Here is a 22,248-nt window from a genome sequence, read left to right on the forward strand (position 1 = left end):
CTCCAGGCGGTCCGCACCGATCCTACGCACGTCCGGGCAGCCGCACCACGGTCACGAAGAATTCGTCGATCTGGCGGACCGCCGCGATGAACTGGTCCAGATCCACCGGCTTGGTCACATAGGCGTTGGCGTGCAGCTTGTAGCTGCGCAGGATGTCCTCCTCGGCCGAGGAGGTGGTGAGCACGACCACCGGGATCAGCGACAGCTCCGGGTCGCCCTTGATCTGCTCCAGGACCTGCCGGCCGTCGTACTTGGGCAGGTTCAGGTCGAGGAGCACCAGGTCGGGGCGGGGAGCGTCGGGGTGGTCGCCGCGCCGGTAGAGGAAGTCCAGCGCTTCCTGGCCGTCGCGTACGACGTGCAGGGTGTTGCGGATCTTGTTGTCCTCGAACGCCTCACGCGTCATGAGCTCGTCGCCGGGATCGTCCTCGACGAGGAGCACCTCGATGGGTTGTACGGGGCTGTTCACGAAGCGTCTCCCGGCTTGCTGGTGGTAGGTGCCGGAGCGAGCAGCTCCGCCGTGGTGTGCTGGGGCGCCTCGGGCGCGGCAGGCAGGGTGAAGTGTATGCGGGTGCCCTCGCCCGCTCCGGCGTCCAGCCAGATCCGGCCGCCGTGGAACTCGATGATCTTCCGGCAGAGCGCGAGGCCGATGCCCGTGCCGTCGTACTCGTCGCGCGCGTGCAGCCGCTGGAAGATCACGAAGACCTTGTCCGCGAACTCCGGCGCGATCCCGATCCCGTTGTCCTCGACGGTCAGGTGCCAGTCCTCGCCCTCGCGGACGCAGCCGACGGTGATCCGGCACTCCACGTCCGGGCGGCGGAACTTGACCGCGTTGCCGATGAGGTTCTGCCAGACCATCGTGAGGGCCGTGGAGTCCGCGACCAGCTCCGGCAGCTCGTCCGGCCGCTCCACCACGGCCCCGGACTCCTCGACCGCCGCGGCCAGATTGCCGAGCGCCCGGTCCAGGGAGCGGCCCAGATCGACCGGCTTCCACCCCTCGTGGACGCGGCCCACCCGGGAGAAGGTCAGCAGATCGTTGATGAGCACCTGCATCCGCTTGGCGCCGTCCACCGCGAAGGCGATGTACTGCTTGCCCCGGTCGTCCAGCTCCTTGCCGTACCGCTTCTCCAGCAGCTGGCAGAAGGAGGCGACCTTGCGCAGCGGCTCCTGGAGGTCGTGCGAGGCGACGTACGCGAACTGCTCCAGCTCCGAGTTGGAGCGGCGCAGCTCCTGCGTCTGCTCCGCCAGGAGGGTCTCGCGGGCCTGGGCCGCGTCCAGCTCGTCGACCAGCCGGCGCCGCATGTCCTCGACCGCCCCGGCCACGGCCTGTACGTCGGACGGCCCGTCGACCTCGATCCGCCGGTCGAAGGCGCCCGACCGGACGAGCTGGGAGGCGGTCCGCAGCCGGTTCAGCGGAATGCCCACCACCCGGTGGAGCAGCACGCTGAGCGCCACCACGGTCAGGACGAGGACGGCCACCAGCGCGAACAGCACCTGGTCGCGGGTGGTGCGCGCGTCGTTCAGCTCGGCCCGGACGGAGTCGCGGGCCTCGGAGAGGTGCGTCTGCTGGGTGCCGTAGGCCTGCCGCAGCGCGTCGAAGTCGTTCTTGCTGCCCTGAAGGAGGGCATTGGCGGCGGGCCCGTTCGGGCCCTCGGCGCGGACCAGCCGCAGCAGCGGTTCGGCCTTGTTCTCACGCCACCGCTGTGCTGCGGTGTCGATGGCGTCGAGGTCCGCCGCGAACTGCTGGTTCCCGCCGATCAGCTGCCGGGCCCGCGCCAGCCGGTCCCGCTCGGCGGCCTGCCCGGCCTCGTACGGTTCGAGGAAGGACGCGTCGCCGGTCAGGGCGTAGCCGCGGATCCCGGTCTCCTGGTCCAGCAGGGCGTTCTGGAGCTGGAAGGAGACCGACCGGGCGGGCTGTATTCGGTCGACCAGCTCGGTGGTGTGGTCGGACATCCGGGCCAGCACGAGCCCGCCGATCACCAGACAGCCGCAGACGACCACGACGAATCCGCCGAGGAGCAGGTGGACCCAGTTCTGCACGGAGAGCCGTGCGGCCCACCCGGGGCGTGCCGGGGCCGCCCGCTCGTCCGTGGCCGCGGCCCCCTTCGGACGGCGGATGTCATCCGTGCGGATGCTCTGTTCCGTGCGCGGGGAGTGCTCCCCGCGCGCCGGCTGTTCCGTGCTCATGAGAGTTCCGATCCCCAGCCAAGATGCAGTACGGCCACATCGTCCGCGAGACCGCCGTAGGGGGCGGCTCCTTCGGCGGCTCCCGCCACCAGCGCGTCGACGAACCGGAGGCCGGGCAGCCGGGTGTGGGCCCGGGCCATCTCCAGCAGCCCTTCCTCCCCGAGGCGGCTGTCCGGGCCGTCGCGCCCCTCGAAGAGTCCGTCGGTGAAGAGCACCAGGCCGTCACCGGGGACCAGCGGCAGGTCGACCGTCGTCCACCGGCCCATGCCCGGCAGCAGCCCGAGCGCCATGCCGCCCTCCGGCTCCACCCAGTGCACCTCGTCGCCCCGGCGCAGCAGCAGACCGGGGTGGCCCGCCCGGACGATCCTGGCGCCGCGCCCGTCGGGCGTGAAGCTCAGGGAGGTCATCGTGGCGAAGACGTGCGCGTCCGAGCGCTCGGCGACCAGGATCTCCTCCAGCAGCTCGATCTGCTCCAGCTGGGAGGTCCCGCACAGCACCGCCGTGCGCCAGGCCACCCGCAGGCAGACCCCGAGCGCCGCCTCCGCCGCGCCGTGCCCCGAGACGTCGCCGATCACCGCGTGCACCGCGCCGTCGGCCGTCTGCACCACGTCGTAGAAGTCACCGCTCAGCAGTCCGTGGACCCGCCCGGGCTCGTACCGGGCGCGAGCGTGGAAGCGCCCGTCGCGCAGCAGCGGGACGGGCAGCAGGCCACGTTCCAGCCGGGCGTTCTCCTGGGCGATCAGCTGGTTGGAACGCAGCGCCGCGGCGGCCCGCTCCACCTCCTTGCGCTGGAGCGCGTAGCGGATCGCCCGGGAGAGGATCTCGGGGTCGAGCCGACCCTTGACCAGGTAGTCCTGGGCACCCTGGGCGACCGCCCGCAGTCCCGTGCCGGAGTCCTCCAGGCCGGTGAGGACGACGATCGCGGCGTCGCTGTCGGACTCCAGGATCTGGCGTACGGCGTCCAGGCCGTGGACGTCCGGGAGGTGCAGGTCCAGGAGTACGCAGACCGGGGTGGTGCGGGTGCGCAGGAAGGCACGGGCCTCGGCGAGCGTCTTGCGCCAGGTCAGCGCGGAGTCCAGCTCGCTGTCGGTGAGCATCTCCTCGACGAGCATGGCGTCGCCCGCGTCGTCCTCCACGAGGAGGATCGTGGCGTCGAGGTTCCACAGGAGGGAGCCGGGGGAGGAGTCGAGAGGGGTGTCCTGCTGTTGGGGGATGCCGGTGGTGCCCACAGGTGTGAGAGACGTGCCCATGGGTGACTCGGCCAACCCCTCCACCTCCTCGTGCGACCGGCATCGAACCGTCCGGCCGACCGTCGGGAAGCATATGTGATCGACGGCCCCGGCCGATGCCGTGGGCCGTCCTGCGGAACAGGAAACGGACAGGGGAACGGCCGGGTGCCCGTCTGGGCGCCCGGCCGAACGGCTGACGCGGTCCGCGGCTCAGCCGCGGGGCGTGAGTCGCCTCACGCCTCCACGCTCATTCCCTCGCGCAGCCGCTTCACGATCCGGCTCAGCAGCCGCGACACATGCATCTGCGAGACACCCAGCTCCGCGCCGATCTGCGCCTGCGTCATCTCCGCCCCGAAGCGCATCTGCACGATCCGGCGCTCCCGCTCGTCCAGCTGCTCCAGCAGCGGGGCCAGGGTGTGCAGGTTCTCGACGGTCTCCATGGCCGGGTCGGCCTCGCCGAGCACATCGGCGTACGCGCGCTGCTCCTGGCCGGAGTCGCTGTCCGCCGAGGGGGTGTCGAGCGAGCCCGCGGAGTAGCCGTTGGCGGCCACGAGCCCCTCGATGATCTCCTCCTCCGGCAGCTCGAGATGGGCCGACAGCTCCTTGACCGTGGGGTCGCGGTCCAGCTCGGCGGAGAGCTGCTCCTTCGCCTTGGCCAGCTCGACCCGCAGCTCCTGGAGGCGGCGCGGGACGTGCACGGACCACGTGGTGTCGCGGAAGAACCGCTTGATCTCACCCACGATGTAGGGGACGGCGAAGGTGGCGAACTCCACCTCGCGCGAGAGGTCGAAGCGGTCGATCGCCTTGATCAGCCCGATCGTGCCCACCTGGATGATGTCCTCGGTGTCGTCACCGCCGCGGTTGCGGAACCGGGAGGCCGCGAACCGGACCAGCGAGAGGTTCATCTCGATCAGGGTGTTGCGCGCGTACTGGTACTCGTGCGTCCCCTCCTCCAGCACCTGGAGGCGGTCGAAGAAGACCTTCGACAGGGCCCGCGCGTCCTTGGGAGCGACCTTCCCCGCGTCCTCGACCCAGGGCAGCTCCTCGGTACCGGCGTCCGTCCGCGTGTCCACCAGTTCGTCGCTCAGCGGTGCCGTCGCTCCAGTGGCTCGCACTGACATCGCCGTCATGGTGTCACCCTCCCTGCTACCCAATGTGTCGGACGGTCGTCTTCCCGGCCATCTCGAAGTCATGCCTCCCTGGTCCGGAAAAGTTTCGAGGAGGATTTCGGCTCGGGTTCCCGGGCCCCGGGAACCCGTCCGAACGGAGCAGCCTCGCGCGCATGGCAGACTTGAGCGGGTGTTTCGGCCTGCGGTGATACCGACCCGCGGCGAGATGGAGACGGCAGAGGAACGGCAATGACGGTGACAGAGGACAGCCCGGAGTTCGCTCCCGGAATCGACGAGTTCGGTCCCGGAATCGACCCGGAGCGGCTCGCCGTCTGCCTGAGCGTGCTCGACGAGCTCGACCGCATCGAGGTCGACCACCCGGACGCCATCGCCGTCCGCCGGGCCACCGCCGGGATCTACCGCACCGTGAAGCAGCGCCGCCGCCAGGAGCGCCGGGCCGCGAAGACCGCGCACGACCGGGCCGTCACCGAGGCCACCGCGACCGGCTCCGCCGAGCGCATCGACGACGAGACCCAGGGCGTCCTCCCTTCCTCCTCCACCGTCGGGGAGATCGCGGGGATACTCCGGCGCCCCCGCTCCTGCTACATCTGCAAGACCCGTTACGTCGAGGTGGACGCGTTCTACCACCAGCTCTGCCAGTCCTGCGCCAGGGAGAACCGCGCCCGCCGCGACGCCCGCACCGACCTCACCGGACGCCGGGCGCTGCTCACCGGCGGCCGGGCGAAGATCGGCATGTACATCGCGCTGCGGCTGCTGCGCGACGGTGCCCACACCACGATCACCACCCGCTTCCCCAACGACGCTATCCGCCGCTTCAAGGCGATGGAGGACAGCGACGAGTGGATCCACCGGCTGAAGATCGTCGGCATCGACCTGCGCGACCCGGCCCAGGTCGTCGCGCTGGCCGACTCCGTCGCCGCCGAGGGCCCGCTCGACATCCTGATCAACAACGCGGCCCAGACCGTGCGCCGCTCCCCGCAGGCCTACAGCGAGCTGGTCGCCGCCGAGTCCGCCCCGCTGCCGGCGGGCGTGCTGCCCCCCGCCGAGGTCATCGGCACCTTCAACAGCGGTACGGTCGACCGCGTCGCCGCGCTGCCGAGCGCCCGCACCGAGGGGCTGAGCGCCCAGGAGGTCACCGACCTCGCCCTGGTCACCGGCTCCGCCTCCCCGGCCCGGATCGCCGCGGGCACCGCGATCGACGCGGGCGGGCTCGTCCCCGACCTGCACCACACCAACAGCTGGATCCAGACGGTGGACGAGGTGGGACCGATCGAGCTGCTGGAGGTCCAGCTCTGCAACTCCACCGCGCCGTTCATCCTGATCAGCCGGCTCCGCCCGGCGATGGCCGCCACCGCGGCCAGGCACTCCTACGTCGTGAACGTCTCCGCGATGGAGGGCGTCTTCAGCCGCGGCTACAAGGGCGCGGGCCATCCGCACACCAACATGGCCAAGGCCGCGCTCAACATGCTCACGCGCACCAGCGCCCAGGAGATGTTCGAGAAGGACGGCATCCTGATGACGGCCGTGGACACCGGCTGGATCACCGACGAGCGCCCGCACCCGGACAAGATGCGGCTGGCGGAGGAGGGCTTCCACGCCCCCCTGGACCTCGTCGACGGCGCGGCCCGGGTCTACGACCCGATCGTGCGCGGTGAGGGCGGCGAGGCCCTCTACGGCTGCTTCCTCAAGGACTACGCCCCCGCGAACTGGTAGGCCCGGCTTCGGCCGGTGCCACCCGACCGGCTCAACCGGAAGCGCACCTTCCGCGTGACGGCCGCAGACCCGGCCCAGGATCCGCCCTGGGCCGGGTCTGCGCGTTTCGAAGTGGCCGAAAGTGACCCACTCCACACGTTCTATCGAGCGTGAAGCCGCTCATTTGGTTACTCTGAGGCGAACGGACGCCATCGAGGAGCCCACGAAAACTCCCCGACCGTCCCGGGACAGGTCTGCAACCCGACCGCCGTCCCGCCCCGACACGGCGCCACCGCGACCGACATATCCCCAGCCCCTGCCCCACCACAGGGCGGTCGATCTCCGGTGTCGCAGCCGGAGCGTCGGCGACCCCCTGGGTGACGCGACACAGAGGAGTGCGCGGTGACGACACCAGAACTGACGATGCGCGAGAAGCGACCCGCCGAACGGTACGGGGAGCGGACGGCCCGGCCCGAGAAGCTCCGGAACATCGAGGTGTGGGCCCGGTCCGCGCCGATCCGGCTGGCCGGTTACGAGGACGACCTGGCCGAGCCCCACATCCTGCCCGGCATCGACTGACCCGCCCGCCCGGGCACGGATCACGTCCCACGGCCCGTCTCCCGGTCCTCCCGCTCCGGCGGGAGCGGCCGGGAGGCGGGCCGCAACCATTCCCCGACGCAGGTGCGGTCCCGCCGGCCGCCGTACGCCGCCCGGCCGCGCGAGCCGTACCCCGGCCGGTCGGTGTTCTCGCCCGGGACCCGGTCGGCAGTGACCTCGACCATGACTTCCGGCCGAATCCGTAGCAGACCTGCCCCACCTGGACGATCGACAGGTACGGCGCCCGGGGCGGCGACGAGGAGGGCGACCGGGCGTATCGGGGCCGGCGTCCGCCGGAGGACCGGCCCGCTGGGCCGGGAGCCGTCGGCGGTGGACCACCGCGTCCCCGCCGGTACCGGCCCGGCGCCGGCGTTCAGCCCGCCGCGACGAGCCCGCGCAGCGTCCGCCCCAGCCGCCGCGCGTACCAGTGCTGGACGGGCGGTACGAGCGGTCCGGCGAGCCGGGTGTACCAGGCGGCGGGTCGGGAGAAGGCCATGACCGTGAACCAGACGGTGCCGTCGTCCGCCAGCTCCACCACGAAGCACTCCTCGCCCTGCTCCGGGTGGCCGGTGAGGGTGCCGTAGGCGAACCCGGTGCGGCCCTCCTCCCCGTACGCCGTCCAGACGACCTCGCACGGGGCGGTGGCCCGTATCGGTCCCACGCCGAGCGACACCCGGACGGAGGCCCCGGGCTCCGCGCGTGCGGCCGAGGCGTCGATCCGGACCCCCGAGGCCCTGTGGACCCGCCACTCGGTGACCGCGGCCCCCGCCGCCGCGAAGTCGTCCGCGCCCCGGCCGACGCGGGTGCGGTGGTGCAGGTGGTGGTAGCCCCGGGGGAGCGGGCCGAGGCGGGTGGCGCCGGTCTCGGGGTAGGTGAGGGTGCTCATGCGGTCCTGCTTTCCGAAGGGTGGAGGGTGCGGATGCGGTGCCAGGCCAGGAGCGAGCAGAGGGCGTAGCCCAGCGCGTTGCCCAGGCCATGGGTGGCGGCCATCCAGGCCAGGGTCGGGTGGGGCAGTCCGGTGGCCTCGCCGACCGCCCAGCTCAGGGCGAGCAGCATGGTCGCCACCAGGACGGCGGCCGAGGCGAACAGCAGCAGCCGGGTCGTCCGGTCCCGTCCCGCCGCCTGCCCCAGCCGCCAGGTGAGCAGGCCGACGGTCCACATCCCGGCCGTCAGGACCGCGGCGCCGGCCAGCTCCGCCCAGTCCCCGATGAAGTAGCCGACGAGGACGAGCAGGGTGCCCAGCGGCACGCTCAGGGCGGCGAACCGGCCCGCGGGCCCGTCGTCGACCCGGCAGACCAGCCCGGCGACCAGGGCGGCGGCGAATCCGGCGAAGTGGAAGTGCGGCACGGTCAGCGCGAGGATCTCCAGCCCGAAGCCGAACAGCTCGTGGCCCCATCGCTCCGCGACCAGGGCGAGCGCGGCGACGGCCGGGGTGACGAGCGCGGTGAGCAGGGCGATCCCGGCGGGGGAGCGGTCCCGGCCCCGGAGGGCGCGGCGAGGGGCGTGCAGGGCGAGGAGCACGGTGCCGAGTGCGTAGCACAGGGCCAGTGCGGTGGCGGTGGGACCGCGTGGCAGCCAGAGGGCCACCGTGCCGGGCGCGGCGAAGAGGGGCCAGAGCCGGCGGATCCGGTCCAGCTCCGCCAGTCCGGTCAGCCGCAGCCCGGCCGGGACCACCAGGAGCATGCCCACCATCACGATCACGTTGACCAGCACGGTCATGACCCCACCCCCAGTGTTGAACGCGTTCAACTTCTGGAGTGAGCCTAGAGGTTCTCTTGAACGCGTTCAAGACGGGTCTCGTCCCGGCTGCCGCTGTCCGCTTGCGGGCCGCGGTCCGGTGCGGCACAGATGGTGACGGACCTTCGGGTCCACCGGATCGGACCGTTCGCCATGGACAGGCAGGAGAGCCCCGTGCGCTCACCCAGACGTTTCCGGCGCGGCGCGCTCGTCGCGCTGTCCGCCGGGGTCCTGCTCGCCGTCGTCGGCTGCGAGAGTGCCGTCGACCGCACCACGAAGGGCACCACGGGCACGGCGGAGGCCGAGGACGTCCTCCTCCAGCCGCTCGGCGAGCCTGGCCCCGGGCCGTTCACGGAGTCGACGGCACGGCCGGCACCCTCGCCCACGGTCACGCGTTCGCCGCAGGAGGGCGACGGGGCCGCCACCCGGACGGCCCATCGGGTCTCGGGCGCTCTCCCCGGGCTCTACGGCGGCGTCCGTTCCGAGGCCGCCTGCGACGTCGAGCAGCAGGCACGGCTGCTCACCGCCGACCAGGACCGGGCGCGCGCCTTCGCCGAGGTGGCGGGGGTCGAGGCCGTGCAGATCCCGGGCTATCTGCGCTCGCTCACCCCGGTGGTCCTGCGCGCCGACGCCCAGGTCACCAACCACGGCTTCAGCGCAGGCGCCACCACCGCCTTCCAGGCCGTGCTCCAGGCGGGCACCGCCGTCCTGGTCGACAGCCGGGGCCTGCCCCGGGTCCGCTGCACCTGCGGCAATCCGCTGGACCGGCCGGTGGCGGCGAAGGGCGGGGCCACTCACCGGGGCGAGCGCTGGCCCGGCTACGACCCCGCCCGGATCCTGGCGATCGACCCCGGCGTACAGCCGCTCACCGCCCTGGTCATCGTGGACGCCGACGACAACACCTGGATCGAGCGGGCCGCCGGAGATGACGGCGAGCGCGACCGGGCCCCGGCCCATCCGCCGCCCTTCGAGCCGAGCGAGGACCTGCTCTTCCCCTCGCCCGCCCGTCCCTCCGACCCCGTACCGCCGCCGGGCACCCCGTCGGCCCCCGCCCGGCCCGAGGGGACCACCTGCCCGGACCCCTCGGCCACCGGCGGTCCCGCCGAACCGCCCCCGGGCTGCCCGCCGCCGCTGGAGCCCGAACCCGACCCCGGCACCGAGACGCCGGACGACTTCGACGAGGCGCCGAGCGACGGGCCGTGGGGGTGGGAGGAGGAGCCCGGCGTGGTGCCGGAGCCGACCCAGGTCCTCCCCGGCGACCCGGACGGGACGGGGGAGCCCGACGACTTCGGCGGGCCGGACGAGCCGATGTACGCGGACGCCGGTGCCCCCGAGCCCTTCGCCGGCTGACCGGGCGCCCCGGAGTCGTCGCCGGGCTCTCCGGTGTCTGCTCCGGACGGCGTACGGATCGCTCGAAGAATCGGACAAATGGTGGCAGAGTGGCCTCCATGGATGATCGGGTAGCGGGTGCCCTGTCACTCCCGGACGACTGGCCCGCCCACCCGGACCTCAGCCTCGCCCTGAACCGAATGGGCAGCTTCGACTGGGATCTGGACACCGGCCTCATGCACATGGACCGGGCCGCCCTCGACGTGCTCGACCTGACCGCCGAGGAGTACGACAACCGGCCCGCCTCCCTCGCCCACCGCGTGCCGACCGACGAGGCCCAGCGGCTCGACGGCATGGTCTCGCAGGCGCTCAAGAGCGGCCGGACCACCTACGGCGCCTACTTCCGCATCCAGCGCCGGGACGGCACCCTGCGCTGGACCCACACGCAGGGCTTCGTCCGCCGCGACGAGAACGGCCGGCCCCACCGGATCATCGGCATCGTCCGCGACGCCACCCAGGAACTGGCCGACTCCAACGCCCGGCGCGAGCTGGACGAGGAGCGCCGCCACCGCACCAGCCTGGTCGAGGGCACCACCGCGGCCCTGGCCCACGCCCGTACGGTCAAGGACGTCATCGCCGTCCTCAAGAACTCCCAGGGCCTCGCCCACCTGGGAGCCACCAGCCTGGTCATGGGGCTGCTGGAGTCCGGGCGCATCCACCTGGTGGCCGACGGGCCCGAGGGTGCCTACGTCCCCGGCACCCGGTTCACCCGGGTGGACGAGCAGTACCCGATGAGCGAGGTGGTCCGCTCCCTCACCCCGCGCTTCATCGAGTCCGCCGAGGACTTCGCCACCTCCTACCCGATCCTCTGGCCCAACATCAGCCACCTGGGCATCACCTCAGCCGCCTATATGCCGCTGATCGCCCAGGCCCGCCCGATCGGCGCGCTCGGACTGCTCTACCGGGACAAGGCCGGCTTCACCCCCGACGAGCGCAACCTCCTCATGGCGCTCGGCACCTCGATCGCCCAGTCCCTCCAGCGCGCGATGCTCTACGAGCAGGAGCACGACCTCGCCGAGGGGCTCCAGCAGGCGATGCTGCCGCGCCGGATCCCCTCCGTCCCCGGCGCGCAGGTCGCCGTGCGCTACCGCTCGGCCCGGCTCGGCCGGGACATCGGCGGCGACTGGTACGACCTCATCCCGCTGCCCGGCGGCCGGGTCGGCGCCGTCATCGGGGACGTCCAGGGGCACGACACCCACGCCGCCGCCGTGATGGGGCAGCTCCGCATCGTGCTGCGGGCCTACGCGGCCGAGGGGCACAGCCCCGCCACCGTCATGGCCCGCGCCTCCGTCTTCCTCCACGAGCTGGACACCGACCGCTTCGCCACCTGCACCTACGCCGAGGTCGACCTGACCACCGGGGTCGTCCAGGTGGTCCGCGCGGGCCATGTCGACCCGCTGGTACGGGACGTGGACGGGAGCTGCCGCCGGATGCCGGCCGAGGGCGGGCTGCCGCTGGGGCTCTCGGCGGAGTTCGGGCGGCTGGAGTACCCGGTCTCCACGGCCGAGCTCGACCCCGGCCAGACGATGATCCTCTTCACCGACGGTCTGGTCGAGCTGCCCGGCTCCGACCTCGACGAGGGCATGCAACTGCTGACCACGCTCGTCTCCAACGGCCCCCACGACCTCCAGAGACTGGCCGACGACCTCTGCGACGCCGTCGACGTGCGCGGTGGCCAGGACGACGTGGCGCTCCTGCTGCTCCGCCGCCGGGCCGCCCAGGCCCCGCAGCCCGGCGGCAGGCTCCGCCAGCACGTCGCCCAGAACGACCCCGAGGCGCTCAGCTCGGCCCGGCAGATGATCCGGGCCGCGGTACGCGCCTGGGGGGCGAAGGAGCGGGCCGACGAGATCGAACTGGCCGCCGACGAGCTGATCACCAACGCCCTCATGCACACCGACGGCGGGGCCGTGGTCACGATCCGGGTGATGGCCGGCTCCGAGCGCCGGCTCCGCGTCGACGTGGAGGACCGCTCCAGCGCCCTGCCCCGGCGCCGGGACGCGGGCTCCGACGGGGTCTCCGGGCGAGGGCTGATGCTCGTCGACCGGCTGGCCGACGTCTGGGGCGTGGAATCCCGGGGGAGCGGCAAGTGCGTCTGGTGCGAGTTCCTGATCCCCGACCGGTCGTGAGCCCGGACGGCCGGGATGCACGGGGGACCGGTTCCGTAACAGTACGTAACATGTCTGTGCTTGACCGTAACCGACCTCGAACGATTGACTGCGGAGGTACGGCCGCTCCGCCCCCGACGACATGAGGCCCCTGTTGGGTACCGAACTCCTGGCCCCGCTCGACCTGGCCTTCTGGCACCTCGAATCCGACGCCCACCCCATGCACCTGGGCGCCCTCGCCGTCTTCGCCCCGCCGCCCGGCCCGGGCGCCACCCCGGACCACGTCCTGGAGCTGCTCCGCACCCGGGCCGCCGCCGTCCCCCGGCTGCGCATGTGCGTACGGGACGTCCTGCTGCCGGTCGGCGGCGCCGCCTGGACCGTCGACAAGGACTTCGACGTCCACCGGCACGTACGCCGCGTGGCGGTGCCGGACGGCGACTTCATGACCGGGGCCACCCGGCTGGCCGGGGAGCTGATGGAACAGCCGCTGGAGCGCGGGCTGCCGCCCTGGCAGCTGTATCTGATCGGCGGCGGCGACGGCGGTCCCTTCGCCGTCCTGGTCAAGCTCCACCACGCGCTGGCCGACGGGATGCGGGCGGTCGCCATCGGCGCCGGGATCTTCGACCAGGTCGCCGCCGCCACGGCCCGGCCCACCCCGCGCGGCCCCGCGGTCCCGCCCCGCTCCCGGCTCCCCGACCCCCGCGCGCTGGCCGGTCTGGCGCTCGGCCGGATCGGTGAGGTCGGCCGCGCCCTGGGCGTCGGCGCCTCCGTCGTCCGCGCGGGCCGCCTCGACCTGCGCCCCACCGCCCTCACCGCCCCCTCCAGCGGCACCCGGCGCCTGGCCACCGCCGACCTGGACGCCACCGCCCTCCAGCGCATCCGCCGCGCGGAGGGCGGCACCGCCAACGACATCCTGCTCGCCGTGGTCGCCGGGGCCCTGCGCCGCTGGATGGCCGGGCGCGGCGAGACCCTCCCCGGCGCCGACCCGCGCGCCCTGGTCCCGGTCTCCCGGCGCAGGCCGGGTGTCGCTATCACCGGGAACCGGCTCTCGGCGTATCTGCTGGACCTCCCCGTCGGCGCGGCCGACCCCCGCGAGCGGCTCTGGGCCGTCCGCGCCGCGATGGACCGCAACAAGGCGGCCGGACCGCTGAAGGGGGCCGGTGCCGTCGCCGTACTGGCGGACCAACTCCACCCCCTGGCCCACCGGTTCGGCGCGCCCCTGGCCGCCAACGCCGCCCGGATGCTCTTCGACCTGCTCGTCACCAGCGTCCCGCTGCCCCGCTCCGCGCTCTCGCTCGGCGGCTGCCCGCTCAGCGCCCTCTACCCGATGGCCCCGCTGGCCCGGGGCCAGTCGCTGGCCGTCGCCCTCTCGACGTACGGCGGCCGGGTCCATGTGGGCCTGGTGGCGGACGGCAAGGCGCTGCCGGACCTGGACCGGCTGGCCGAGGCGGTGGCGGAGGAGTTCGCGGAGCTGGAGGCTCTGGTGACGGGGGGCCTCCGGCCGGGTGCCCGGGTGCCCGAGCCGGTCACCTGACAGGCAGCCGTACGCCGCCTGCGGCAGGCTGGAACCATGCCCGAACTGCCCGAAGTCGAAGCCCTGCGGGTCTTTCTCGACGCCCACCTCGTCGGCAAGGAGATCGCCCGCGTCCTCCCGCTCGCGATCAGCGTCCTGAAGACGTACGACCCGCCGCCGACCGCTCTCGAAGGCACCACCGTCACCTCGGTGGCCCGCCACGGCAAGTTCCTCGACATCGAGGCGGGCGGGCTGCACCTCTGCACCCACCTGGCCCGCGCGGGCTGGCTCCGTTGGAAGGACTCCTTCCCCGCCGCCCCGCCGCGCCCCGGCAAGAGCCCGCTCGCCCTGCGCCTGGTCACCGCGGACGGCGACGGCTTCGACCTCACCGAGATGGGCACCAGGAAGAGCCTCTCCGTCCACCTCGTCCGCGACCCCGTGGACGTTCCGGGCATCGCCCGCCTCGGCCCCGACCCGCTGGCCGACGCCTTCGACCGGGACGCGTTCGCCGCCGTCCTCGCCGGTGCGCGCCGCCAGATCAAAGGGGCACTGCGCGACCAGGGGCTCATCGCGGGCATCGGGAACGCCTACAGCGACGAGATCCTGCACGTGGCGAAGATGTCCCCGTTCAAACGGACCGCCGACCTGGACGAGGACGAGATCACCCGCCTGTACTCCGCGATGCGCGCGACCCTGACGGACGCCGTGGCCCGCACCGGCGGGGTGGAGGCCGGAAAGCTCAAGTCCGAGAAGAAGAGCGCAATGCGGGTCCACGGCCGCACCGGGGAGGCCTGCCCCGTCTGCGGCGACACCATCCTGGAGGTCTCCTTCAGCGACTCCTCGCTCCAGTACTGCCCCACCTGCCAGACCGGCGGCAAACCCCTGGCCGACCGGCGGACGTCCAAGTTCCTGAAGTGAGACCCCGGGTTCCTGAAGCAGGGCCCCTGGTTCCTGAAGCGGGCCCCCGGCTTCCTGGGGTGAGGCCCGGGCTCTCCCTCCGTACGGGCTCCGGCCCTCACCGCACCACCGTCACCAGCCGCCGCCCCTCCGCCGTCCGCACCTCGAAGCGGTCGATGCCCTCCGGGCGCAGCGCCGCCCCGCCCGCCACCTCCACAGGACCCCCGGCCCCGGCACCCCCGGCCGACCAGCTGCTCACCGTCTCCTCGCTGCCGTCCCGGCCCACCGCGACCAGCGCGCAGACCCCGTCCGCCTCCACCCCCACCGCCTCCAGTGCCACCGCCGTACCCCACTCGCGTCGCGTCGCCGTCACCACCGCGGCCGCCCCCGACCCCGGATCCGCCCCCACCCACCGCTCCACCACCGCCCCCTCGGCCGGACCGCCCGAGGATCCGGCCGCCACCGCCAACGGGCCCGCCACCGCCAGCACCACCGCCGCGGCCACCAGCGCGGCCCGCCGGCGGCCCGCCCGTCGCCGCCGGGCCGCCACCGCCGCGACCAGCCGGTCCGCGAGGCCGGGCGAGGGCCGGACCACCGGACCGGCCACCGCCAGCCGGGCCGTCACCGGAGCCAGCTCACGCGTCCTGGCCCGGCACGGGCCGCACTCCTCCAGGTGCTCCTCGAACCGGAAGGCGTCGGCCCTCCCGAGCACGCCCAGCGCATAGGCCCCCACCCGGATGTGGGGCTCGGTCGTCTGCATGTACTGCGGTACGGGAACAAGCCGGGATTCACTCAAGCCAGGAGGCCCCGGAGCCCCTAAACTCCGGGCTCATGCTGCGCGTACTCGCCGTCGACGACGAACCACCCGCCCTGGAGGAGCTGCTCTACCTCCTGCGCGCCGACCCCCGGGTCCGCAGCGCCGAAGGTGCCACCGGGGCGACCGAGGCGCTGCGCCGCATCGGCGGCGCCGTGGACGCCGGCCCCGACGACCCCTCCGCCATCGACGTCGTCTTCCTGGACATCCACATGGCGGGCCTCACCGGCCTGGACGTCGCCCAGCTCCTCGCCGGATTCGCCGCGCCCCCGCTCATCGTCTTCGTCACCGCCCACGAGGGCTTCGCCGTCCACGCCTTCGACCTCAAGGCCGTCGACTACGTCCTCAAACCGGTCCGCCGCGAACGGCTCGCGGAGGCCGTGCGCCGGGTCGCGGAACAGGTCGGGGACCGGTCGGCACCGGTCAACGACACCTCCGCCGACCAGATCCCGGTCGAGCTGGGCGGGGTCATCCGCTTCGTCCCGATCGACGAGATCGCGTACGCCGAGGCGCAGGGCGACTACGCCCGGCTGCACACCGCGAACGGCAGCCACCTCGTCCGCATCCCGCTCACCACACTGGAGGAGCGCTGGCGTTCACGCGGCTTCGTCCGGATCCACCGCCGCCACCTGGTGGCGCTGGGCCGCATCGACGAGCTGCGGCTCGACGCGGGGAGCATGAGCGTCCGTATCGGGGAGGCCGAGCTGGCCGTCAGCCGCCGCCACACCCGGGCCCTGCGCGATCTGCTGATGCGCCAGAGCGGCCGCTGACCCGAGCCCCGGACCCACCCCGTGACCTGCGGCCCCTTCGGCGAAACCTTCCCACCGCCGCCCACCGCCGCCTAGACTCCGGGCCCATGTCACAGGAGACCGCACCCCGGCGCGAAGTCGTCACGGGAGAGCCCCGCCGGGTGCGGCCGCTGCCCCGCTACCGCACCCAGTCGGAGATCGAGGAGCAGACCGCGCTCGGTGGCGCCTACGTCCGCTCGCTGATGCGCAGCCAGCTCAGGGCCGGGCTCACCGTCTTCGCCGTGCTGGCCCTCGTCGCGGGCACCCTGCCGCTCCTCTTCGCCGCACTGAACAGCTCCGCCCTCGTGTGGGCGCTGCTCGGCTTCGCCACCTACCCGCCGCTCACCCTGGCCGCCTGGTGGTACGTGCGCCGGGCCGAGCGGAACGAACGCGACTTCGCCCGGCTGGTGGAGGGCCGCCCCGCACCGTGAGCACCCCCGACCACACGGCGTCCTGGGTGGCGGTCGCCCTCGTCGTCCTCGCCACCGTCCTCGTCGGCGGCTTCGGCCTGCGCATCTCCCGTACGACCTCCGACTTCTACGTGGCCTCCCGGACCGTGCGGCCCCGCCTCAACGCGGCCGCGATCAGCGGGGAGTACCTCTCCGCCGCCTCCTTCCTCGGGGTTGCGGGGCTGGTCCTGCTGCACGGCCCGGACATGCTCTGGTACCCGGTCGGCTACACCGCCGGCTATCTCGTGCTGCTGGTCTTCGTCGCCGCGCCGCTGCGCCGCTCGGGGGCGTACACCCTGCCGGACTTCGCCGAGGGACGGCTCGAATCGCTCCATGTCCGGCGCGTGGTGAGCATTCTCGTGGTGGGGGCCGGATGGCTCTACCTCGTCCCGCAGCTCCAGGGCGCCGGGCTGACGCTGAAGATCCTCACCGGGGCGCCCGGCTGGCTCGGCGACGTGCTCGTCGCGACCGTGGTGGCGGCCGCCGTGGCGGCGGGCGGGATGCGCTCCATCACCTTCGTCCAGGTCTTCCAGTACTGGCTGAAACTCACCGCGCTGCTGGTCCCCGCCCTCTTCCTGGTCCTCGCCTGGCAGGGCGACGGCCGCCCCCGGGTGAGCTTCGACGACCAGTTCGCCGTCTTCCGTGCCGACCACCCGCTCTACGCCACGTACGGACTGATCGTGGCGACCTTCCTCGGCACCATGGGGCTGCCGCACGTCGTCGTCCGCTTCTACACCAGCCCCAACGGCCGCGACGCCCGCCGCACCACCGTCGCCGTCCTCGCCCTGGTCGGCCTCTTCTACCTGCTGCCGCCCATCTACGGGGCGCTCGGTCGGCTGTACGCCCCTGAGCTGCGGCACGGCGGGGACGCGGACGCGGCCGTGCTGCTCCTGCCCGCCCGGGTCATCGGCGGGCTCGGCGGCGATCTGCTGGGCGCGCTGATCGCGGGCGGGGCGTTCGCCGCGTTCCTCTCCACCGCCTCCGGGCTCACCATGGCGGTCGCCGGGGTCATCACCCAGGACGTGCTGCCCTCGCGCGGGGTGCGCTCCTTCCGGCTTGCCACCGTCCTCGCCATCGCCGTGCCGCTGGCCGGATCGCTGCTGGTCAGCCGGGTGCCGGTGGCCGACGCGGTGGGCATGGCGTTCGCCGTCTCGGCCTCCTCCTTCTGCCCGCTGCTCGTCCTCGGCATCTGGTGGCGCCGCCTCACCCCGCCGGGCGCGGTGGCGGGGCTCCTGCTCGGCGGCGGCTCGGCCCTCCTCGCCGTCGCCATCACCGTGAGCGGGGCCGTGACCCCGCCCGGCTGGCCGCACGCGCTGCTGGCCTGGCCCGCCGTCTGGTCCGTCCCCGTGGGGTTCCTCGCGATGATCCTCGTCTCGCTCGCCACGCCGGGGCGGATACCGCCCGGCACCAACGCGGCCATGACCCGCTTCCACCTCCCCGAGGCCCTCACCTCGGCACGGGCCCCCGGGAGGGAACGATGACCGGGGCCGGGATCGCCGTCCTGACCGTCCTGGTGGCGCTGCTGCTCGGTACCGGGTTCCTGCTGGGCCGCCGGACCGCCCGGCCGCTCCGCCCCAGCGATGTCGGCACCCCCGTGGAACACGCCACCTTCGAGACCCTGCACACCGCCTCCCTCGCCGCGCCCCCGCTCCGGGCCGGGCTCACCGAGGAGAGCGCCCGGCGCTCGGCCCGGCGGCTGCGCTCCCTGCTCGGCACCGACGCCCTCTGCCTCACCGACCGGGAACGCGTCCTGGTCTGGGACGGCGCCGGACACCACCACGGCAAGGACGTGCTGGACCATGTCGGGGAGCTGCTGGAGGGCGGGCGCGGCACCGCCTTCGACAGCGGCTGCGCCGACCTCGACTGCCCGCTGCGCTGGGCGGTCGCCGTGCCCCTCACCGTCGAGAACCGGGTCCTGGGCGCACTCGTCGCCTACGCCCCGCGCGAGTCCGCGGTGCTGGCCCGTGCGGCGGGGGAGGTCGCGCGGTGGGTCTGCGTCCAGTTGGAGCTGGCCGAGCTGGACCGCTCCCGTACGCAGCTGATCGAGGCCGAGATCAAGGCGCTGCGGGCCCAGATCTCCCCGCACTTCATCTTCAACTCCCTGGCCGCCATCGCCTCGTTCGTCCGCACCGACCCCGAGCAGGCCCGCGAACTGCTCCTGGAGTTCGCCGACTTCACCCGATACTCCTTCCGGCGGCACGGCGAGTTCACCACCCTGGCCGACGAACTCCACTCCATCGACCAGTACTTGGCGCTCGTCCGGGCCCGCTTCGGCAAGCGCCTCTCGGTCACCCTCCAGGTCGCCCCCGAGGTGCTGCCCGTCGCCCTGCCCTTCCTCTGCCTCCAGCCCCTGGTGGAGAACGCGGTGAAACACGGTCTGGAGGGCGCCGTCACCCCGGCCCGCGAGCACTCCGCGGACACCCCGTTCCGGATCACCATCAGCGCGCTCGACGCCGGATCGGAGGCCGAGGTGGTGATCGAGGACAACGGCGGCGGCATGGACCCCGAACGGCTGCGCCGCGTCCTGCGCGGCGAGGCCACCACCCCCTCCACCGGCATCGGCCTGCTCAACGTGGACGAGCGGCTCCGCCAGGTGTACGGGGACGGGTACGGGCTCGTCATCGAGACCGGGGTCGGCGCGGGCATGAAGATCACCCTCCGGCTGCCCAAGTACCGCGCGGGCGTGCACGGTTCATGAGCCCTGAGCCCTGAGCCCTGAGCCCTGAGCCCCGAGCCGTGGGGCCTGAGCCCTGGGCCGTGGGGCCTTTGCCCTGAGCCCTGAGCACTGGGTCCTGTGCCCTCAGTTCTGGTCCCGCGCTCGGTGCCCTGCCCCGGGCCGCCCCCGGCCGCCGCGCCCCGCCCGACCCCGGTCCCGGCCCGTGCCCGGCCTCCTCAGCACAGATGGACGGCCAAGTGCCCCAGCGGCAGACCCAGCTGCCACGCCGGGGTCCAGACCTGGACCTCCCCCTCGCTGTCGTGCCCGCGTCCGGCGACCGCCTCCCGGGGCGCGGTCACGATCGCGTCGAGGTCGGCGGCGAGCAGCTCGGTCCCCTCCAGCCACCGCCAGGCCGCCCGCGCCAGCGTCAGGTCCGGGTCGCCCGGTCCGGCCGCCCGCTCCGACTCCGCGAGGCGCTCGCAGATCCAGCTCCGCCAGGTGGTCCCGTACGCCGTGAGCAGTCGCAGCTCGTCGACGCGCGCCTCGGACAGCACACCGGGGAGCGGGGCGTTCCCCAGGAGGCCGGAGAGGAATATCGTGAGCGCGAGCGCGTCGCGCCCGGCCCGGAACTCCAGCGTCGTCGGTTCCATCAGATCGCCGGTGCGTAACAGCTCGTCCGCGATGTACTCCGTGCACAGCCAGGCCATCGGCACCGGCAGCCCGTCCCCTCCGGCCCCATCCGTATCCTCGGGACGCATCCCGTCTCGCCTCTTTCCTTGTTCGTTACCGGGCTTTACGCAGCATTGAACCGGGGGCGGACGCCCCGCGTGGGCAGAAGCGGAGGATCGCCCAGGAGATGCGAGGCTTGTGAATGACCACCGACCCCGGCGATGACCCGCATGTGCGCCTGCTGCTGGGCGCGTACGTCCTGGACGCGCTGGACCCTGAGGAGACCTGCCGGGTCGCCCGGCACCTCCGGTCCTGCGACCCCTGCGCCCGCGACTACGTGGAGACGGCGGAGGCCTCGCTCCTGCTCGCCCTGCTGCGGGCGGAGGACCTCGGGGAGTAGCCGGGCAGATTGCGGGAGAGCAGCCGCAGCGCGTAGTACGAACGGGACTTGACGGTCCCGGCGGGGATGCCCAGCGTCTCGGCGGTCTCGCCGACGCTCAGCCCCCGGAAGTAGAGCTGCACCAGCACCGCGCGGTGCTCGGGGCTGAGGGTGCGGACCGCCTCGCGGACGTCCAGCGCGCGGACGGCCGAGTCGGCGGTGTCCTGTTCGGCGGGTGTGCTCTCCAGCACCAGGTCGCTGACCTCGGTGGGGCGCGCCTGGCGGGAGCGCCGGGCGTCGATGGCGAGGCGGCGGCCGACGGTGAAGAGCCAGGGGCGCATCGAGTCGTAGGGCGCGTCGAAGGCCTCGGGGTGCTGCCAGGCGCGTACCAGGGTCTCCTGCACCAGGTCCTCGGCCCGCTGCCGGTCCCCGAAGGTGAGGCCGAGCAGGAAGTGGAAGAGGGCCGGGCCGTGTTCCCGCTGCAACTCCGCGATGGCCCGCTCATCGGTCGTCGTCGTGGTCGTCATGAACGTCCGTCCTTTCCCGCGGGAGGCCCCCTGGCGGCCTCGCTGCCGCCTGGCGTATCCGAACGCATTCGGCGGCGCAGGAACACCCGGTGCACCGAGGCGTGCGACGAGCGGTCGCACAGTGCGGCGAATGGTGCGGCGAACGGTCAAGGGGCTGTCGGGGTCGGACGGTACGACCAGTTCAGCTAGGTATGCGGCAATGATCCTTGCTTCGGCGGTATGACGATCTGTGTAGTCGGATCGTCGTCATCGTCCGAACATGGAGTCGAGCAGATGCAGATGTCGTCGTGCGCCCGACCGGGCGCCGTGGCCGCCCTCGCCCTCCTGCTCGCCGCGGCCACCGGCTGCACCGGGCAGCCGCCCCCGGCACCCGCCCCGAGCGCGCCCCCGGCCGCGCCGTCCTCCGCCGCACCGGGCGCGGGCGGCCAGGAGACCGACGTACCGCGTCCGTTCACGCTGCTGGCCTCGGGCGATGTGCTGCCGCACTCCTCCGTCATCGACCGGGCGGCGGCCGACTCGGGCGGACGGGGCTACGACTTCGCCCCGATGCTCAAGGGGGTCCGGCCGGTCGTCTCCCGCGCCGACCTGGCCATCTGCCACATGGAGACGGTGTACGGGAAGGACGGCGGCCCCTACACCGGCTACCCGACCTTCACGTCACCGCCCGAGGTCGCCACCGCCCTCGCCGCCACCGGCTACGACTCCTGCTCCACGGCTTCCAACCACACCCTGGACGACGGCGCCGACGGGATCGTCCGCACGCTCGGGGCCCTGGACGCGGCGGGCATCCGGCACGCCGGATCGGCCCGCTCCGCCGCCGAGGCCGCGCAGCCCACGATCCTCTCCGCGGGGCCCGGGAAGCGTGCGGCGAAGGTCGCCCACCTCGCGTACACCTACGGCACCAACGCCATCCCCCTGCCCGCCGGGAAGCCGTGGGCGGTCAACCTCATCGACGAACGGAGGATCGTGGCCGAGGCCAGGGCCGCCCGGCGTGCGGGCGCCGACGTCGTCGTGCTCTCCGCGCACTGGGGCACCGAATGGCAGGACGCGCCCGACGCCCGGCAACTGGAGCTGGCCGACCGCCTCACCGCCTCCCAGGACGGGGGCCGCCCCGACATCGACCTGATCATCGGCACCCACGCCCACGTCCCGCAGGCGTACGAGAAGGTCAACGGCACCTGGGTCGTCTACGGCATGGGCGACCAGATCGCCGGCGCGATGATCAACTACCAGGGCGTCCAGGATCCGCGCGGCAACCAGGGCACGCTGGGCCGCTTCACCTTCGCCCCGCCCGTGCGGCCCGGCGAGCGGTGGACGGTCACGAAGGCCGAGTTCGTCCCGCAGTGGTACGACACCACCACCGGCCGCGCCGTCGACCTCAACGCCTCCATCAAGGCCGGGGCCGACCACCACCGCCCGGTCCGCGACCGCATCCGGGATGTGACCCTCGGCCGGGGCGCGGCGAAGGACGGGCTGGTGATGGGGGAGTAGGC

Annotated in this window: 22 protein-coding genes; 12 read left to right on the plus strand and 10 right to left on the minus strand. The window is 73.3% G+C overall.

All coding sequences use genetic code 11. The features are described from left to right. Positions 1–22: 22 nt before the first annotated feature. The 4 genes from ACQ9ZG_RS30900 to ACQ9ZG_RS30915 all read right to left on the minus strand — a co-directional run bounded on the left by ACQ9ZG_RS30900 (position 23) and on the right by ACQ9ZG_RS30915 (position 4,543). Positions 23–466: a response regulator gene (locus ACQ9ZG_RS30900; protein WP_018487390.1), complete on the minus strand. Its 444-nt coding sequence runs from the start codon at positions 464–466 to the stop codon at positions 23–25. Then, positions 463–2,184: a sensor histidine kinase gene (locus ACQ9ZG_RS30905; RefSeq protein WP_258312142.1), complete on the minus strand. Its 1,722-nt coding sequence runs from the start codon at positions 2,182–2,184 to the stop codon at positions 463–465. The genes ACQ9ZG_RS30900 and ACQ9ZG_RS30905 overlap by 4 nt, the downstream gene beginning before the upstream one ends. Beyond that, positions 2,181–3,413: a PP2C family protein-serine/threonine phosphatase gene (locus ACQ9ZG_RS30910; protein WP_109915259.1), complete on the minus strand. Its 1,233-nt coding sequence runs from the start codon at positions 3,411–3,413 to the stop codon at positions 2,181–2,183. Before ACQ9ZG_RS30910 ends, ACQ9ZG_RS30905 begins: the two co-directional genes overlap by 4 nt. Before the next feature lie 233 nt (positions 3,414–3,646). Then, complete coding sequence (locus tag ACQ9ZG_RS30915; RefSeq protein WP_258312143.1) at positions 3,647–4,543, minus strand: SigB/SigF/SigG family RNA polymerase sigma factor; 897 nt, start codon at positions 4,541–4,543, stop codon at positions 3,647–3,649. Between the two features lie 228 nt (positions 4,544–4,771). On the opposite strand from ACQ9ZG_RS30915, the gene ACQ9ZG_RS30920 reads away from it, so the two are divergent. Both ACQ9ZG_RS30920 and ACQ9ZG_RS30925 read left to right on the plus strand, forming a co-directional pair. Further along, positions 4,772–6,256, plus strand: a complete 1,485-nt coding sequence (locus ACQ9ZG_RS30920; protein WP_109917466.1) for an SDR family NAD(P)-dependent oxidoreductase — start codon at positions 4,772–4,774, stop codon at positions 6,254–6,256. 381 nt (positions 6,257–6,637) lie between these two features. After that, the gene (locus ACQ9ZG_RS30925; protein ID WP_015612873.1) at positions 6,638–6,814 is read left to right on the plus strand and encodes a hypothetical protein; all 177 of its coding nucleotides are present in this window, start codon (positions 6,638–6,640) and stop codon (positions 6,812–6,814) included. A gap of 20 nt (positions 6,815–6,834) precedes the next feature. Here the strand turns inward: ACQ9ZG_RS30925 and ACQ9ZG_RS30930 are convergent, their stop codons facing one another. The 3 genes from ACQ9ZG_RS30930 to ACQ9ZG_RS30940 form a co-directional block, all read right to left on the minus strand. Continuing rightward, entirely contained in the window at positions 6,835–7,017 is a 183-nt protein-coding gene (locus ACQ9ZG_RS30930) for a hypothetical protein (protein WP_109917465.1), read from the minus strand. Between the two features lie 188 nt (positions 7,018–7,205). Continuing rightward, entirely contained in the window at positions 7,206–7,718 is a 513-nt protein-coding gene (locus ACQ9ZG_RS30935; protein WP_028419234.1) for a DUF1990 domain-containing protein, read from the minus strand. Further along, positions 7,715–8,551, minus strand: coding sequence for a YndJ family protein (locus tag ACQ9ZG_RS30940; RefSeq protein ID WP_109917585.1), 837 nt, complete (start codon positions 8,549–8,551; stop codon positions 7,715–7,717). The genes ACQ9ZG_RS30935 and ACQ9ZG_RS30940 overlap by 4 nt, the downstream gene beginning before the upstream one ends. Positions 8,552–8,743: 192 nt before the next feature. On the opposite strand from ACQ9ZG_RS30940, the gene ACQ9ZG_RS30945 reads away from it, so the two are divergent. The 4 genes from ACQ9ZG_RS30945 to ACQ9ZG_RS30960 all read left to right on the plus strand — a co-directional run bounded on the left by ACQ9ZG_RS30945 (position 8,744) and on the right by ACQ9ZG_RS30960 (position 14,494). Continuing rightward, a complete protein-coding gene (locus ACQ9ZG_RS30945; RefSeq protein WP_499281453.1) occupies positions 8,744–9,919 on the plus strand; it encodes a DUF6777 domain-containing protein in 1,176 nt (391 codons plus the stop codon). A 98-nt stretch (positions 9,920–10,017) separates the two neighbouring features. Further along, positions 10,018–12,084 carry a SpoIIE family protein phosphatase gene (locus ACQ9ZG_RS30950; protein WP_028419237.1) on the plus strand — a complete coding sequence of 689 codons (2,067 nt, stop codon included), beginning with the start codon at positions 10,018–10,020 and terminating at the stop codon, positions 12,082–12,084. Positions 12,085–12,217: 133 nt separating this feature from the next. Continuing rightward, positions 12,218–13,597: a wax ester/triacylglycerol synthase family O-acyltransferase gene (locus ACQ9ZG_RS30955; RefSeq protein WP_499281454.1), complete on the plus strand. Its 1,380-nt coding sequence runs from the start codon at positions 12,218–12,220 to the stop codon at positions 13,595–13,597. Between the two features lie 36 nt (positions 13,598–13,633). Further along, positions 13,634–14,494, plus strand: a complete 861-nt coding sequence (locus ACQ9ZG_RS30960) for an Fpg/Nei family DNA glycosylase (protein WP_109914329.1) — start codon at positions 13,634–13,636, stop codon at positions 14,492–14,494. Between the two features lie 97 nt (positions 14,495–14,591). Here the strand turns inward: ACQ9ZG_RS30960 and ACQ9ZG_RS30965 are convergent, their stop codons facing one another. Next, a complete protein-coding gene (locus ACQ9ZG_RS30965; protein ID WP_386698799.1) occupies positions 14,592–15,233 on the minus strand; it encodes a zf-HC2 domain-containing protein in 642 nt (213 codons plus the stop codon). Positions 15,234–15,304: 71 nt separating this feature from the next. On the opposite strand from ACQ9ZG_RS30965, the gene ACQ9ZG_RS30970 reads away from it, so the two are divergent. From ACQ9ZG_RS30970 to ACQ9ZG_RS30985, 4 genes are all read left to right on the plus strand, one after another. After that, positions 15,305–16,057 carry a LytR/AlgR family response regulator transcription factor gene (locus ACQ9ZG_RS30970; protein ID WP_018487403.1) on the plus strand — a complete coding sequence of 251 codons (753 nt, stop codon included), beginning with the start codon at positions 15,305–15,307 and terminating at the stop codon, positions 16,055–16,057. Positions 16,058–16,143: 86 nt separating this feature from the next. Next, positions 16,144–16,506: a hypothetical protein gene (locus tag ACQ9ZG_RS30975; protein WP_050451651.1), complete on the plus strand. Its 363-nt coding sequence runs from the start codon at positions 16,144–16,146 to the stop codon at positions 16,504–16,506. After that, positions 16,503–18,005, plus strand: coding sequence for a sodium/solute symporter (locus tag ACQ9ZG_RS30980; RefSeq protein WP_018487405.1), 1,503 nt, complete (start codon positions 16,503–16,505; stop codon positions 18,003–18,005). Before ACQ9ZG_RS30975 ends, ACQ9ZG_RS30980 begins: the two co-directional genes overlap by 4 nt. Continuing rightward, positions 18,002–19,222 (plus strand): sensor histidine kinase, encoded by a 1,221-nt coding sequence (locus ACQ9ZG_RS30985; RefSeq protein ID WP_028419241.1) that lies wholly within the window; start codon positions 18,002–18,004, stop codon positions 19,220–19,222. Before ACQ9ZG_RS30980 ends, ACQ9ZG_RS30985 begins: the two co-directional genes overlap by 4 nt. A gap of 194 nt (positions 19,223–19,416) precedes the next feature. Here ACQ9ZG_RS30985 and ACQ9ZG_RS30990 read toward each other — a convergent pair whose 3' ends face one another. Continuing rightward, positions 19,417–19,938 carry a hypothetical protein gene (locus tag ACQ9ZG_RS30990; RefSeq protein ID WP_109914254.1) on the minus strand — a complete coding sequence of 174 codons (522 nt, stop codon included), beginning with the start codon at positions 19,936–19,938 and terminating at the stop codon, positions 19,417–19,419. A gap of 113 nt (positions 19,939–20,051) precedes the next feature. Here ACQ9ZG_RS30990 and ACQ9ZG_RS30995 point away from each other — a divergent pair, with 113 nt between their 5' ends. After that, complete coding sequence (locus tag ACQ9ZG_RS30995) at positions 20,052–20,249, plus strand: zf-HC2 domain-containing protein (RefSeq protein ID WP_084990582.1); 198 nt, start codon at positions 20,052–20,054, stop codon at positions 20,247–20,249. Here ACQ9ZG_RS30995 and ACQ9ZG_RS31000 read toward each other — a convergent pair. Further along, a complete protein-coding gene (locus ACQ9ZG_RS31000) occupies positions 20,183–20,755 on the minus strand; it encodes a sigma-70 family RNA polymerase sigma factor (RefSeq protein ID WP_018487409.1) in 573 nt (190 codons plus the stop codon). The genes ACQ9ZG_RS30995 and ACQ9ZG_RS31000 overlap by 67 nt on opposite strands. A gap of 279 nt (positions 20,756–21,034) precedes the next feature. On the opposite strand from ACQ9ZG_RS31000, the gene ACQ9ZG_RS31005 reads away from it, so the two are divergent. Continuing rightward, positions 21,035–22,246, plus strand: a complete 1,212-nt coding sequence (locus ACQ9ZG_RS31005; protein WP_499281652.1) for a CapA family protein — start codon at positions 21,035–21,037, stop codon at positions 22,244–22,246. Positions 22,247–22,248 lie beyond the last annotated feature (2 nt).

It is taken from the genome of Streptomyces araujoniae (genome assembly GCF_050871195.1).
Lineage (GTDB): Bacteria > Actinomycetota > Actinomycetes > Streptomycetales > Streptomycetaceae > Streptomyces > Streptomyces bacillaris.